This window comes from Streptomyces sp. NPDC033216, assembly GCF_055577115.1.
On sequence record NZ_JBVIQK010000006.1, the window covers coordinates 261,941 to 275,879 of the forward strand.

Annotated in this window: 13 protein-coding genes and 2 pseudogenes; 9 read left to right on the forward strand and 6 right to left on the reverse strand. The window is 73.2% G+C overall.

Annotation, left to right across the window (positions count from 1 at the left end):
- Nucleotides 1–32 precede the first annotated feature (32 nt).
- The 3 genes from ACZ5Y0_RS15060 to ACZ5Y0_RS15070 all read right to left on the reverse strand — a co-directional run bounded on the left by ACZ5Y0_RS15060 (nucleotide 33) and on the right by ACZ5Y0_RS15070 (nucleotide 4,251).
- Nucleotides 33–1,685, reverse strand: coding sequence for a PucR family transcriptional regulator (locus tag ACZ5Y0_RS15060; protein WP_469129092.1), 1,653 nt, complete (start codon nucleotides 1,683–1,685; stop codon nucleotides 33–35).
- A gap of 325 nt (nucleotides 1,686–2,010) precedes the next feature.
- Nucleotides 2,011–3,213: an NAD(P)/FAD-dependent oxidoreductase gene (locus ACZ5Y0_RS15065; RefSeq protein WP_469129093.1), complete on the reverse strand. Its 1,203-nt coding sequence runs from the start codon at nucleotides 3,211–3,213 to the stop codon at nucleotides 2,011–2,013.
- Between the two features lie 93 nt (nucleotides 3,214–3,306).
- The gene (locus tag ACZ5Y0_RS15070; protein ID WP_469129094.1) at nucleotides 3,307–4,251 is read right to left on the reverse strand and encodes an RNA polymerase sigma-70 factor; all 945 of its coding nucleotides are present in this window, start codon (nucleotides 4,249–4,251) and stop codon (nucleotides 3,307–3,309) included.
- 431 nt (nucleotides 4,252–4,682) lie between these two features.
- Between ACZ5Y0_RS15070 and ACZ5Y0_RS15075 the strand changes: the two genes are divergently transcribed.
- Complete coding sequence (locus ACZ5Y0_RS15075; protein WP_469129095.1) at nucleotides 4,683–4,979, forward strand: hypothetical protein; 297 nt, start codon at nucleotides 4,683–4,685, stop codon at nucleotides 4,977–4,979.
- 9 nt (nucleotides 4,980–4,988) lie between these two features.
- Here ACZ5Y0_RS15075 and ACZ5Y0_RS15080 read toward each other — a convergent pair whose 3' ends face one another.
- Nucleotides 4,989–5,684 (reverse strand): hypothetical protein, encoded by a 696-nt coding sequence (locus ACZ5Y0_RS15080; protein WP_469129096.1) that lies wholly within the window; start codon nucleotides 5,682–5,684, stop codon nucleotides 4,989–4,991.
- A 434-nt stretch (nucleotides 5,685–6,118) separates the two neighbouring features.
- On the opposite strand from ACZ5Y0_RS15080, the gene ACZ5Y0_RS15085 reads away from it, so the two are divergent.
- The 5 genes and pseudogenes from ACZ5Y0_RS15085 to ACZ5Y0_RS15105 form a co-directional block, all read left to right on the forward strand.
- On the forward strand, nucleotides 6,119–6,442 hold the full coding sequence (locus tag ACZ5Y0_RS15085) for an SCO5918 family protein (RefSeq protein ID WP_469129097.1): 324 nt from the start codon (nucleotides 6,119–6,121) through the stop codon (nucleotides 6,440–6,442).
- 179 nt (nucleotides 6,443–6,621) lie between these two features.
- On the forward strand, nucleotides 6,622–7,170 hold the full coding sequence (locus ACZ5Y0_RS15090; protein ID WP_469129098.1) for a tellurite resistance TerB family protein: 549 nt from the start codon (nucleotides 6,622–6,624) through the stop codon (nucleotides 7,168–7,170).
- Between the two features lie 676 nt (nucleotides 7,171–7,846).
- Nucleotides 7,847–8,050 carry a cold-shock protein gene (locus tag ACZ5Y0_RS15095; protein WP_073493870.1) on the forward strand — a complete coding sequence of 68 codons (204 nt, stop codon included), beginning with the start codon at nucleotides 7,847–7,849 and terminating at the stop codon, nucleotides 8,048–8,050.
- A 229-nt stretch (nucleotides 8,051–8,279) separates the two neighbouring features.
- Nucleotides 8,280–9,842 (forward strand): DEAD/DEAH box helicase, encoded by a 1,563-nt coding sequence (locus ACZ5Y0_RS15100; protein ID WP_469129099.1) that lies wholly within the window; start codon nucleotides 8,280–8,282, stop codon nucleotides 9,840–9,842.
- A 266-nt stretch (nucleotides 9,843–10,108) separates the two neighbouring features.
- Nucleotides 10,109–10,441, forward strand: a pseudogene (locus ACZ5Y0_RS15105) (helix-turn-helix domain-containing protein); the annotation flags it as partial.
- On the opposite strand, the gene ACZ5Y0_RS15110 reads toward ACZ5Y0_RS15105, so the two are convergent.
- Nucleotides 10,395–11,246 (reverse strand): ferritin-like domain-containing protein, encoded by an 852-nt coding sequence (locus tag ACZ5Y0_RS15110; RefSeq protein ID WP_469129100.1) that lies wholly within the window; start codon nucleotides 11,244–11,246, stop codon nucleotides 10,395–10,397. The pseudogene ACZ5Y0_RS15105 and the gene ACZ5Y0_RS15110 overlap by 47 nt on opposite strands.
- 401 nt (nucleotides 11,247–11,647) lie before the next feature.
- On the opposite strand from ACZ5Y0_RS15110, the gene ACZ5Y0_RS15115 reads away from it, so the two are divergent.
- Together ACZ5Y0_RS15115 and ACZ5Y0_RS15120 are read left to right on the forward strand one after the other, a co-directional pair.
- A complete protein-coding gene (locus ACZ5Y0_RS15115) occupies nucleotides 11,648–11,992 on the forward strand; it encodes an antibiotic biosynthesis monooxygenase family protein (RefSeq protein WP_469129101.1) in 345 nt (114 codons plus the stop codon).
- A gap of 11 nt (nucleotides 11,993–12,003) precedes the next feature.
- The gene (locus tag ACZ5Y0_RS15120; RefSeq protein ID WP_469129188.1) at nucleotides 12,004–12,384 is read left to right on the forward strand and encodes a hypothetical protein; all 381 of its coding nucleotides are present in this window, start codon (nucleotides 12,004–12,006) and stop codon (nucleotides 12,382–12,384) included.
- 51 nt (nucleotides 12,385–12,435) lie between these two features.
- On the opposite strand, the pseudogene ACZ5Y0_RS15125 reads toward ACZ5Y0_RS15120, so the two are convergent.
- Nucleotides 12,436–13,236 (reverse strand): annotated as a pseudogene (locus ACZ5Y0_RS15125) (HEAT repeat domain-containing protein); the annotation flags it as partial.
- A gap of 274 nt (nucleotides 13,237–13,510) precedes the next feature.
- Between ACZ5Y0_RS15125 and ACZ5Y0_RS15130 the strand changes: the two are divergent.
- Nucleotides 13,511–13,927: a luciferase domain-containing protein gene (locus ACZ5Y0_RS15130; RefSeq protein WP_469129102.1), complete on the forward strand. Its 417-nt coding sequence runs from the start codon at nucleotides 13,511–13,513 to the stop codon at nucleotides 13,925–13,927.
- Nucleotides 13,928–13,939 lie beyond the last annotated feature (12 nt).

Below are 13,939 nucleotides of genomic sequence, written 5' to 3' on the forward strand. Positions count from 1 at the left end.
CAAGCCCGGCGGCCCAGGCAATCTTCAAGGACTCAGGCCTCCCGGCCGTCGCGGTCGAGGAGGCGCAGCTGGAGCTGTGCGAGCAGTCGGGCGTCCGGGCTGCGCAGGTCGAGCCCGGACACCTCGGTGAGCCGGCTGATCCGGTGCCGCAGGCTGTTCGCGTGCACGCCCAAGGCCCGTGCGGCGTCCGGCACATGACCGAAGTGGTCGAGGTAGGCGCGCAGGGTCTCCACCATGGTGCCGCCGCCGTTTCCGGCGTCGTACGCCACGAGTCGCGCCACGGGCGTGTCCCGTGCCGGCGACGCCGTCCCCGTCAGCGTGTCCAGCATCTCGTTCAGGGCGATCGTCTCGGCCACCTCGCTCGCGAAGGCGACGGCGCGGTGCTCCCCCGACGACAGCAGGGCTCGCAGGGCCAGGTCCGCCGACCGGCGGGATGCGGGCAGGTCCGCCAGGGTTTCGACCACGGTGCCCAGACCGATCCGCGCGTCCGGTCCGAACGTGTCGGCCACCTGCCGGACCAGTGACGCCCCGAGGCGCGAGACCTGATCGACGGCCCGCGCCGGGTCCTGGTGCAGCGCGCCGAGCAGGACCAGAGCACCCTGCTCGACCGGCAGCACCACCGGAGTGACGTCATACGCGCCGCAGCGCACCGCCAGCAGGGCGCACAGCCTTCCGTTCTCCTCCGCCGTGCCGGTGACTCCGGGGCGTACCGCCAGGACGGCGCAGTGTCCCCGCGCCGGGAGGCCGGTCCGTTCGGTCAGTACGGCGGCGGATCCACGTCCGTCGAGCAGTGCGCGTGCCGCGTCCTCGGCCAGGCGGGCGGGCGACCGGTGGGACCGGTGGTGCAGCAGGTGCGCGGCGGCCACCCGTGCCGCCGACCGCAGGGTGTCGGCGGCGTGCGGCGGCAGGTCGCTGCCCGCGGCCGCCACCCAGATCGACCCCAGGACCTCGCCGCCCGCCCGGACGGCCACCACCAGGCGCTCGGGGTCGTCCCCGTGCGCCGGCCGGTGGATGACGTCCCCGGAACCCCACAGGGCCCGGAAGAATCCGGCCTCCCGCATGGCGGCCACCCGCCACTCCGGAACCCGGCGGCCGAGGATCGTCAGGCGGCGCAGCTCGTCCACGTCCTCCTTGGTGGACGAGTACGCCAGAACGCGGGACTCCGGATCCTCGATCGTCACCGCGCCCCCGACCAGGACGCCGACCGCGTCGGCCAGCCCGTTGAGATCACCCGACGTCACGGCGGAGACGGCCGGATCGGCGGGGACCCCGGACAGGACCAGACCGGCCCGCAACGCGCCGACCAGCTCGGTCCAGCCGCACCACGTCGTCCGGAACAGCAGCGCCGTACCGGTGCCCTCGGCGGCCGACCGCAGCGCCTCCGGGGGCCGCCCCGACGGGCCCTGCCCGAAGACGACCGCGGCAGCGCCCGATCCGGCGGCATCGCGTACGGCGTCGACGGCGGCCGCCGACCGCGGATCGACGCCCACCGCCAGCAGCACGTGCCCCCGCGACGGCGCCGGTTCCAAGGGGTCCAGCACGGCGACCCCCTCGACCACGACCCGGAGGCCACGCGGAGCCACGCACACCTCCAGCGCTCCTGCCCCCATGACCGACAGCAGTCTCTCCAGCGTCGCCCCCGGCACGGCGTCGTCCCCCGGCCCGGCCACGGCGTTCAGCGGCATCCGGCTCCCCCTCCACGTCGGCACGGCGCGTGACCGCGACGAGTGTAGGAGCAGTCACGGGAGCCGGTCATCGGAACGGGTCACCGGAACGGCCGTCGCTGTGCCGCCCGGTCCTCGATGACCGGGCGGCACAGCGACAGGAACAGGTCGAGAGCGGCCCTGGATCCCCCCTCCGGCCAGCACGGGGAAGGGCCACGGACGGGGCGTCGGAGCGGTCACTGAGCAATCCCTCGCGGCTCGGCGGCCGTCGAGGCGCCGTCGTCCGCCGCGGAGCCAGGCCACCGCCGTCCGCCGTCAGGCCGTCGGCAGACCGCGTCGTCCGCCGTCAGACCGCCGTCCCGACCGCGGTCTCGGGCCGCGCCGCCGTCCCCGCGACTCGGCGTCGGCGGGTCGGCAGGACGGTGGGGTTGGCCACTCCCCAGGCCGCGCCCTTGCAGACCAGTTCCTTGTAGAGGGCGGCGATGCGTCCGGTCAGGGCCGCGCGGACGGCCCGGTCGTCCGCGGTGACGTACTGGATCAGGCCCTGCCTGCGGCCGAGGGAGACGCACTGGTTGAAGTAGCGCAGGGGCACTTCGGGGATCTTCGTGCCGGTCAGGCGGGCGGCTATGGCGTCGGCCGCCTGCCAGGCGGTGGGTACGCCCGACGCGCACGACATGCGCAGGGGCTTGTCGGCGGGGCCCGTCACCCTGGCCGCGTCGCCGATGGCGTACACGTCCGGGTGGGAGACCGAGCGCATGGTCCGGTCCACCACGATCTGACCGCTGTCGGTGACCTCCAGGGTGGTGGCCCGCGCGATCGGGTGGACGGCGAAGCCGGTGGTCCACACGGTGACCGCGGCCGGTACGGACGTGCCGTCGGCGGTGGTGACGCGGTCGGCGCCGACGGCGGTGACGGTGGCGTGCTCGTGCACGGTGATGCCGAGGTCGTCGAAGACCTTCCGCAGATGCCCGCGGCCCTTGGGGGAGAGCCAGTCGCCGAGGGCGCCGCGGGCGGCGAGGGTCACGTCGAGGTCCGGGCGGGCCTCGGCGATCTCGGTCGCGGCCTCGACGCCGGTGAGGCCGCCGCCGACCACGACCACGGGCTGTCCGGCGTCCAGGCCGGCCAGGCGTTCGCGCAGCCGGAGTGCGCCGGGCCGACCGGAGATCTCGTGGGCGTGCTCGGCGACACCCGGGACCCCCTGGTCGTCCCAGGCGCTGCCGAGGGCGTACACGAGGGTGTCGTACTCCAGTTCCTCCGCGTCGGTGCCGCCGTCCGTGCCGGTGACGGTGACCGTCCTGCGCTCGGCGTCCACGGCGGTGACCCTCGCGAGCCTCAGCTCCACGCCGGTGCCCGCGAACATCTCGCTGAAGGGGCGGGGCCGGAGGTCCTGGCCCACGGCGAGCTGGTGCATCCGCACGCGCTCGACGAAGTCGGGCTCGGCGTTGACGAGGGTGATGGCGACCTCTTCGCGGTGCAGTCGCCTGGCGAGGCGCCCGGCGGCGATGGCTCCGCTGTATCCGGCTCCGAGGACGATGACGCGATGCTGCATCTCCATGCTCCTGTCTTGGGCGGGTTCGCTCCTTGAACCGGGCGGCCCCGCGTTTCCTGACAGGAAGGTCGTGTGAAGCAGCTCACACCGGCGTCAGAACGGAACGAGGAGAGGCTCGCCGTGGTCCGTGGCCGCCCACAGCCGCGTCGCGCGTTCGAGCTTGTCGGGGTTCACCTGGTTGCGGAACGCGGCGATTCCCTCGGGGGTGATCTCCACACACATGACACCGATCACGCGGCCGTCGACGACGGCGACGACCGCGGGTTCGCCGTTGGCGATCGTGACGTAGATCCCGGGCGAACCGCCGGCCAGGTCGCGCTTGGCCTTGCCGGGCTTGAACAGGCCGCGCATGAACTTCGCGACCGCGAGCGCGCCCTCGAACGCCCTGGCGCGGGCCGGGACCTTTCCGCCGCCGTCACCGATCGAGACGGCGTCCTCGGTGAGCAGCCGTACGAGCGGCTCGGTCCGGCCGCTGGTGGCGGCGGCCAGGAACTCGTCGATGATCCGCCGGGCGGCGGCCTCGTCGACCGCGGTGCGGGCCTTGCCCTGCGCGACGTGCTTCTTCGCGCGGTGGAACAGCTGCTGGCTGGCGGCCTCGGAGATGTCGAGGATCTCGGCGATCTCCCGGTGCGGGTAGTCGAAGGCCTCCCGCAGCACGTACACCGCGCGCTCGTTGGGCGACAGACGCTCGAGCAGCGTGAGGACCGCGTACGACACCGATTCGCGCTGTTCGGCGGTGTCGGCGGGGCCGAGCATCGGGTCCCCGGCGAGCAACGGCTCGGGGAGCCACTGACCCACGTAGGTCTCGCGCCGGGCGCGCGCCGAGGTGAGCTGGTTGAGGCACAGGTTGGTGAGAACCTTCGTCAGCCAGGCCTCGGGAACCTCGACGCGTTCGACGTCGGCGGCCTGCCAGCGCAGGAACGTCTCCTGCACGGCGTCCTCGGCCTCGCTCGCCGAGCCGAGGAGGCGATAGGCGATGACCTCCAGGCGGGGCCTGAAGTCCTCGAACCGTTCCACGTCGTTCACGGTCAGGGCCATGGCCCGGATCCTAGCCCGCGCTGCCGCGAGGTGGCGTGAGTCTGGGTGGACGGGGCCACCCCCTCCGCGTGCCGCCGCTCGCCCGTGTCGACGCGGGGCCGTTACCGCCGGGGCGGCCGGGAACACGCGGCCGAGGCGCCGAAGACCGTCGTGCGGCCGTGCGTCCGGCCTCGCCCGCCCCGGGCGGGTCAGCCGCCGCTGACCCACCTGCGGATGCGCCGCCTCACGCCGGCCGCCGACCTGCCGCGGCGAGGAACCGACCGGGCCGCGGTGGCGGACCGCGTCGGCTTCGCGGGCTCCTTCGCCCTGAGCGCCGCGTCCGGGCGGGAACTCGGCGTCGACCGAGCGGGCACCGGCCGCGGGAGACCCGCCGGTCCCGAGCGTCGGAGGCAGGCGAGCGGGCATAGTCTTCGAGGAGCGGGCCGTACGTCGTGAAGCGTGCCGGCACATACGTACGGGAGGTCCGGGTGGGTCAGGAGCCGTTGCCCTCGGAGGGTTACGCGGAGGTCCGTATCGTCGCGGCGACGCCGGACGTCGCGCGTCGTGTCGCCGAAGTACTGCGCCACTGTTTCGCCTCGGCCGAGCAGCGCAGTTATCCGGTCGGTCTGGAGGGCGGGACCCGGCTGCATCTCACCATCGACACCTCCCGGGCCGCCGGGCCCGCACGGTCCTGGTTGTCGGCCAGCGAATCGTCCTCGGAGGGCCCCGCGCACACCGACGAGGTGTGAGCGCCCGTCTCAGGCGTCGAGGATCAGAGCGTGCCAGGCGGCGGCGGGCAGCGGCGCGTCGCCGGTGTCGCCCTCGGCGTGCCGCCATCCCCAGGACAGCAGCGCCTTCAGCGTCCCGGCGTCGGTACGGCTCACCAGCGTGACCCCCGCCGCGGCGGCGTGGTCGGCGAGCAGCCGCCGCTGGAGACGCCGGGCCAGGTTCCAGTCGCGGCCCTGGTGGCGGGTGCGCACGGCGGGCTGGACGACGATCCGGGAGACCGCGAAGAGGCGCCCGCGGGCGGCGAGGCGGCCCAGGTCCGCCGACAGGTGCCCGTCGGGGCTCACACCCCGCCACCAGGCCCCGCGGTCGTCCACCGGAAAGCCGTAGGCGCACGCGGTGACGACCGTGGTCTCGGCGATCAGCAGCGCGAACCCCGGCCGCCGTACGTCGCCGGCGAGCCCCCGCAGAAACGCGTCCCGGTCCCGGTCCCGCGCCCACGGCTTGCCGCCGGAGGTGTCCGCGTAGAGATCGCCCAGCTCCCCCAGCCGGTCCTCGACCTGACTCCGGCTCAGCGCGCGGACACGGTCGGCCTCCCAGGGGGACGGGTCCTGGTCCCGCTGTGTCGGGCCCGGTCTGCGGTCGGGTGTCGGTTCGGGTGTCCACCGGTGGACACCGGGCCGCACGGGCTCCGGGGTCGGCGGCCGGCTGGGGACGTTCACGGTCATGGGGCGAGCCCTGCTCCGGGCGCGGACGGATCCGGTCCGGCGTCGTCGGTCACCGCGAACGGCAGCGGCGGGCGGCCGGTGCACGAGATGCTCCCGGCCCCCTCACGGTACTCCAGACCGGTTTCCGCCCCCCTCAATGATCGAACCTGCATTCGAGTATGGGGCCGCGGACATCCCGCCCCACGGTCGTCCGAGAGAGTGAAATCCTTGACCGGCCGGGCCCGATAGGCCCGTGCTACTGTCGATTTCAGTTGCCGTCACCGCCCGGTACCGGCACCGACCCGCACTTCGCAGCTGGGGCCCGCACCTTGGGGTGCGGGCCCCAGTTCGCTGATTCGGGGATGCGGCACGCACCACCACTCCCTCACCGCTCGCCCCTCCCCCCTGGTTCCCGTATCCCGGGCCAGTCCCTTCTCTTCGCTCTGTGAGGCAACATGCGCTGTGTCATCGCCCGGTACCCGTTCGACCTGACCAAGAGCGGGGTGCTGGCCTCGATGGCGGGCGTCACTCCCGAGCTGATCACGGGCGAGTCCGTCACCATCGGCCGCCGCCGCTACCCGGTCAAGCAGGTCGGCGAGGTCGTCACCCGGCAGGACCGCCGTGACTTCAGCAGCGGCGAGGTCGTCCGGGCCATGCGCCGCCTCGGCTTCACCTGCCACGGCCTCCCCGAGGAGGCCGCGCCCGTGAGCGCCATGTCCCTCTCCCCCATGCAGTCCGCGTCCGAGATGCTCGGCGGCCCCGACCCGCGGGACCAGTAGGGCGGACCGGAGCGCCACGCCGGCGTCGTGCCTCGCGGCCGCGCCGGCGCCCTGAGCCCAGCCCCGTGCGACGGCCGGACCGCCGCGGAACTTCGCCGGTACGGCGGCCGTTGGCAGGGTGACGCGTGCGACACGCGCGTCGGACCGGAACGACAGGGCTGAAGCCGAGGGTGGCACGCGTGGCGATGTGGGATCGGATCAAGGACCAGGCCAAGGGGCTCCAGCAGGCACAGGGAGCGCGGGGCGCCGGTGGCCACGGGCGGCCGGGGGCCGCGGGACCGGGTGGTTCGCGCGCTCAGCTGGTGAGCACGCTCAAGTCGCAGCTCACCTCCCTCAAGACGGAGTTGAAGAGCGGCGCCTACCGTGACGCCAGCATGGCCATGTGCGCACTGGTCGCCGCCGCCGACGGTCACGTCGACCCGACCGAGCGGCAGCACGTCGAGTCGCTCATCATGAACAACGACGTCCTTCAGAACTTCCCGCCCGAGCAGCTGCGCCAGCGCTTCAACAAGCATGTGGACCGGCTGGCTTTCGACTTCCCCCAGGGCAAGGCCGAGGTTCTCCAGGAGATCGCCAAGGCCGCGAAGAAGCCGACGGAGGCCAGAGCCGTCGTACAGACCGGGTTCGTCGTCGCGGGTGCGGACGGGTATGTCGCGCCGGCCGAGGAGCAGGTCCTGCGTGAGGCGTGCTCCGTCCTCGGCCTGTCGGCACAGGAGTTCGGCCTGTAGGACCACGTGGCCGCGGGGTCAGGCCTCGGGGATCGGCGGCAGCGCCGTCGTGGCCTCGGAGCCGCCCTCCGCGCGGGGGCCAGGCGAAGTCCACCGCTGCGGTGCCGACTGTCGGCCCGGCCCCGCCGCCCCGCCCGCGCCCGCCGATCCTTCGCGTGCCCGCCGTCCTGCCCCGCCCCGAGAGCGCGCGGTACGGCTGGTCCTCGGGGCCGACCGGTGGGACCACCGGGCACGGTCCCCGCGTCCCACGGCGTTCCTCGAGTCCGTGCTTCTTCCCCTCGGAGCGCGAGGGCCTCGTCGGACACATGCTCCTCCGAATGTGTCCTTCGTCGCAGTGGCAGCGGTTTCGGGCATTCGCGGGTGTCGTGCGGAGAGATCGTGCTGACGGCCGTCGTAGGAGGTCACGGAGGTGTGGTCGGCGACTCCGGCAGGAATGCGGAAGCGTCGGCGGAGCAATATCTGTGGTCGCGAGGTAAGAAATTGCCGCAGCACCCGATGAATATTCCCGCGACCGGCTCACCAGGCGAAATAGTCCAGCGCACCCGCCCGAACGCACCGTGCTACTGTCTTCATCAGTTGCAGTTGTGGTTGCCAGAAGGTTTTTCCATCGGGGTGATCATCACGGCGACCGGAGGCACACAGGGTGACTCCGAACCGTCCCTCGAAGGAGAATAAAATGGCCAGTGGCACCGTGAAGTGGTTCAACGCCGAAAAGGGCTTCGGCTTCATCGAGCAGGACGGCGGCGGTCCCGACGTCTTCGCTCACTACTCGAACATCGCGACCCAGGGCTTCCGTGAGCTCCAGGAAGGCCAGAAGGTGTCGTTCGACATCGCTCAGGGCCAGAAGGGCCCGACGGCGGAGAACATCGTTCCCGCCTAACCCTGCCTGACGCGTAACGTCGCAGCCGGGGCCCGCACCGTGGGGTGCGGGCCCCGGCTCGACGCTTTTCCGGGTGCCGCGCGGGACGACCTGATTCCCGCAGGACGGTGACGCGATTCCCGTCCACCTGTTTCGGCCCCACCCATTCAGGCTCGTTCTCGCAATTCTCCGCGCCTTCATGTGCTCCGGGAATTCCTTGATACGCGCCGCATCAAGGAAGGTTCCCTGCATGAACCGTGCACGTTCCAGCGCTCGCTCGTACGGCCGCTCCGGAGGCGGCGCCCCGCAGCGCTCCTCCGGCTCCGGCAACCGCTCCTCCGCGCCCCGTCGTTCGCAGGGCGGCTCCGGCCGTCGGCCGATGGCCCAGCAGGGCGAGTTCGCGCTGCCGGAGACGGTGACGCCCCCGCTGCCCGCCGTCGAGTCGTTCGGCGACCTGGGTCTGCCCGCGCCGCTGGCCGCCGCACTGGCCAGCGAGGGCATGACCGTCCCGTTCCCCATCCAGGGCGCGACCCTGCCGAACTCCCTGGCCGGCCGTGACGTCCTCGGCCGTGGCCGCACGGGCTCCGGCAAGACCCTCGCGTTCGGCCTCGCGGTCCTGGCCCGTACGGCGGGCCTGCGGGCCGAGCCGCGTCAGCCGCTCGCGCTCGTCCTCGTGCCGACCCGCGAGCTGGCCCAGCAGGTCACCGACGCGCTGACGCCGTACGCCCGCGCCGTACGCCTGCGGCTGGCCACGGTCGTCGGCGGCATGTCGATCGGCCGTCAGGCGAGCGCCCTGCGGGGCGGCGCCGAGGTCGTCGTCGCCACGCCGGGACGGCTGAAGGACCTCATCGACCGGGGCGACTGCCGCCTCGACGAGGTCCGCATCACCGTCCTCGACGAGGCCGACCAGATGGCCGACATGGGCTTCATGCCGCAGGTCACCGCGCTGCTCGACCAGGTCAAGCCGGACGGACAGCGGATGCTGTTCTCGGCCACCCTCGACCGCAACGTCGACCGGCTGGTCCGCCGCTACCTGTCCGACCCGGTCGTCCACTCCGTCGACCCGTCGGCCGGCGCCGTCACCACGATGGAGCACCACGTCCTGCACGTGCAGGACACGGACAAGCAGCGCACCACCACCGAGATCGCGGCCCGCGAAGGCCGCGTGATCATGTTCCTGGACACCAAGCACGCGGTGGACCGGCTGACCAAGCACCTGCTGAACAACGGCGTGCGCGCCGCGGCTCTGCACGGCGGCAAGTCCCAGCCGCAGCGCACCCGGACGCTGACCCAGTTCAAGACGGGCCATGTGACCGTGCTCGTCGCGACGAACGTGGCCGCACGGGGCATCCACGTGGACAGCCTCGACCTGGTCGTCAACGTGGATCCGCCGACCGACCCCAAGGACTACCTGCACCGCGGCGGCCGTACGGCCCGCGCGGGCGAGTCCGGCAGTGTCGTCACCCTCGTCACCCCGGACCAGCGCCGCGCCATGAGCCGGCTGACGGCCGCGGCCGGTGTCACCGCTCAGGTCACCTCGGTGCGCTCGGGCGAGGAGGAGCTGACCCGTATCACCGGCGCTCAGACCCCGTCCGGTGTGCCCGTCGTGATCACCGCGCCGGTAGCGGAGCGCCCCCGGCGCTCCGCTTCCTCGGGCGGCTCCGCCTCCCGTGGCCGTCGCGGTCGCGGTGGCGGTGGCGGTGGCGGTGGCGAGCGGGGTGAGCGCGGCGGCGAGCGCGGCCGGTCCACCGGCGACGCGGCGTCCTCGCGCGGCCGGTCGCAGCGGCGGTCCGCCTTCGGTTCGGCGGCCTAGCGAACCGGGACACCACGTCCCGGAGGTGTGCGGGAAGGGCCGGTAAACGGCCTGCCACCTGCGAAGAAGGGCCCCACCGACAGCTGTCGGCGGGGCCCTTCCGCATGCCCGGCCACGGGTGGTCCGACCTGGAGGGCAGACGGGCGGGGTACCCGTAACGGCGGACCGGCACGGCGGCACGACCGGTGGACGGTGTTGAATCTCCTCAGGGGCCCGGGTGCCGGACGGCGGCAGGGTCCCTTCTACGCGGCGATCAACGAGGTGACATGACAGCAGACAACCCGCTCATCGGTCGTCTGGACGACGACGACTACCCGGCGTACTCGATGGGCCGGGCGGCCGAGATGCTCGGCACCACCCCCGGCTTCCTCCGGGCCATCGGGGAGGCCCGCCTGATCAGTCCGCTCCGCTCGGAGGGCGGGCACCGCCGGTACTCGCGCTACCAGCTGCGGATCGCCGCCCGAGCCCGCGAGCTGGTCGACAAGGGCACCCCGATCGAGGCCGCGTGCCGCATCGTCATTCTGGAGGACCAGCTCGAGGAGGCCCGGCGGATCAACGCCGAGTACCGCCGTGCCGCGAGCGAGGCGCCGGCATCCCCTGCGGATCGGGCCGCGCATTCCCGCGCGGATCCCCGTGCCGATTCCCGTGCGGTTTCGCATTCGGGGTCCGGTGCGGGCCGGGGTTCCAACTGACCGGAGCGAGCACCGCGGAGACCACCTCGCCGGAGGAGGCCATGACGTCCGCCACGAAGCGCCTTCGTCCGAGGCCGAGTCGGCGCAGTCCCGGACCGTGGTCGGCGGCGACGACGAGCGCCGCCGTGAGCAGGAGCAGCCGCCACGACGCCATCACCGGGAGCCGGGCCGGGCGGGGCAGCTCCGCGAGACAGGCACGCAGCCGCTCGCAGTGGAAGGGGACGTGGCGCTGTTCGTCGGCGAGGATACGGTCGGCGACATCCGCGGTCAGCGGGTCGTCGGTACCGTCACGCAGGGCGCGGTAGTAGCGCAGTGCCACCACCTCCGCGATCATCAGTACGAGCAGTTCCAGGCGCAGGCCCATGAGACGCCGCAGCCGTACGAAGGCGGTGTCGCTCCAGTGGCCGACCAGGGTCGGCATGCCGCCCGCGGTGAGCAGCCGGGCGAGGAGCCGGGCGTGGTTCTGTTCCTCGGCGACGAAGAGCCGGACCGCCCGCGCGTAGTCGGGGTCCCCCGCCCGGCCGGCCTTGGCGACGAGGTTGGCGCCGTCGCCGTCCTCGCCGACCTGGAAACGCTGGATGCCGGACCACACCGCCGGGTGCAGGGTCGCTCCACGCTCCCAGTCCGGGCCGCCCTGGGCGTTCCGGCGCTCGCGTTCGTCCTCGAAGCGCAGCGTCCACAGCGCGAAGCCGCCGCTGTCGGGCCGGGTCATCGGCCCTCCGTCGGCTTGGCGACCGTCCGTGTCGGCCACCGGTTCGAGAGGAGTCGCGGTTCCTCACCCTGTTCCATGGGATCAACCTAACGGCCCCGCTCGTACACACGTGCGGGTTTCGCGGGCGGCCGGGGCCGACCGGCGGGGTCGGGACAGTGCCGAGGAGGACCTTGGCGGGAACACCAGGGTCGCCGGGTCGGGGACCGGCACCGGGGCGGAACGGGGACCGGCCCTGGAACCGGGCGGGGACCGGCCCTGGGCGTGAGACAGGCCGGCCGGACCGCGGGGCGGCGGGCGGCAGGCGGCCGGAGGCAGGCGGCAGGCGGCAGGCGGCAAGAGGCAGGAGGGTCGATCTCGACGATACGGAAGCCCCGACCAGGCGGACGGCGGACAATGGGAGCATGAGCATCGTCAAGATCAATGTGCTGACCGTCCCCGAGGAGCAGCGCGAGACGCTGGAGAAGCGGTTCGCCGCGCGGGCGGGCGCGGTGGAGAACTCGGACGGGTTCGAGTGGTTCGAGCTGCTGCGCCCGGTAGAGGGCACCGACACCTATCTCGTCTACACGCGCTGGCGCACGGAGGAGGACTTCCAGAACTGGATGGCCGCTCAGGGTCGGTCGGCCCACGGAGGAGGCGGGACCGAGGGCGCCGAACGGCCGAAACCGGCCGCTTCGGGTGCCACGCTGTGGTCCTTCGAGGTGGTCCAGCAGGCGGCCCCCGGGCAGAGCCGACCCGGCACCGAGTAGGCTCCTCACTCATGGCGCACGCTGATGACCTGCTCGTCGACATCGCCGCAAGGGTGGAGTCGGAGCACAACAGTCGGATGTCCCTCACCGTGGTGATCCCCGGAGCCGTGATCACGGGCCGGCTCGCACCGGAGACCCTGTGGAAGCAGAGGGTTGCGGAGGTGCTCGAGGCCTCCGATCAACTCGGGGCGTTCTCCTCGGTGTTCACTCGCCCGGAGGACACCGGCACACCCCCCGAACCACGGGCCGAGCGGCCCACCCACCTGCACTTCCACGTCGCACGGATCCTCCAGGGCAACGTCGGCATCCCCGACACCGGCGGCATGTACCGCGTCGCCCTGGAGGACGTGAGCGCGTGGACGATCGGGGACATCGGGTACTCGGACCAGTGAAGTCGCGGTGAGAGGCGGCAGGCTGCCGATGCCTGTCGCCTGGTTCGGCGGCTCCTCCTCCCGCACCGCGTCCACCGCTTCCCGCACTTCCTCGTCGGGATCGTCCGCGAGGGTGCCCAGGAGGCCGGCGACGCCCGGCGTACGCCAGCCGGCGACCGCCCAGACCAGCGCCTCCCGGACGCTGGGGGCGGGGTGCGCGGCCAGCGGGGCCAGCCGGGGCAGCGGGCCGCGGCGGCGCATGCCGAACCAGTGCAGGGCCTCGCACAGCGCGGCCGGGTCACCGGGGTCCCCGGCCGCCGCGATCCTGGCGAGGAGGGTCCTCGCCGGGGGTGGCGGTCCGTCCAGGGGATGCGGCCGCCGCTCGCGCAGGCGCCGGGCGCCGTGTCCGCCGCGTACCCGGCAGCCATGGCAGGTGCAGGGGCGTGTGCCGTGCGCGTCGGGAAGGTACCGCCAGCCCGCCACCTGGGGTGCGCTGCGGATCCGGTGCACCTCGCGGGGGCGGGTCGCGCGCGGCACGAAGACCTCCCAGCCGCGCGGGTCGTCGAGTGCCGCGATCCGCCGTACGGCCTCGGCGGCACCGACCCTCGACTGCCTGCCCCGCCGCCGGTCCGGGTACCGCCCGACCAGTACCTCCTGCATGTCGTCCAGGCGGACGTGCACGGCCACGAGGCCGCCCCGGCTGCCGAAGCGGGCGAGTTCCCGCAGCCACTGGTGGGTGAGCGTGTGCGACGCGAGCACCGGGAAGCAGAACACCCCGCGGGCGCCGCCCTGCCCCTCGCTCTCCGCACGGACGCCGGAGCGACGAATGCGGGGCGCGTGGGCCGCGGAGGTGAGGTGCACGAACATCGCCATGGTCAGGGATGGTAGGCCCGCACCGGCCGCCGGCGTTCCCGGCGAAGCGGTGAACGCCTGGGACGGCCTCGGGGCGGGCGTCGCCGGCGGTGGCGCGGACGAGGAAGTCGCGCCGGCTGGCGGAGTCGTGCCGTGGCGGAAACGTCACGGTGGCGTGGGACGGGTGTCGTGCTCTCGTCGGCGGCCACGCGTCGCGCGCCGCCCTCAGCTCACGCCCCGGTTACATTTCGCTCAACCCCTGGTAGCCGGGCGGTGTGCGAGCGACCATGGCCGCATGACTCTGGCCGAGCGCGCCATGGAGCGACTGGAAGTCTGGCCCGACCTCAGTGCGGGACAGGCCAGTTGCGGCGCAGGACGGGCGTTGCGCTCCGCCCACAGCGAGATCCTCCACTTCCACTCCGACCGGGACGTGGACCTGCACCTGACCGTCCCGGCCATCCGGCGGATCCACTCGGACCTGATGGAGTCGACGGCGGTGCGGGTGGTGCCCGGTTCGCGCTGGGTCACCGTCCACCTCGACTGCGACACGGACGTGGACCTGCTGATGAGCCTGGTCAGTGTCGCCCTCAAGGCCCACCTGTCCCAGGGCCCGGCGCCCGCCCCGGCGCCGTCCCCCTTCACGTGCAACCTGCACCGGGTCACGCTGGTGCCGCGCGACGATCCGGCCGCCGCCGAGGCACGGCTTCGGTGAGCCGACGTCCGT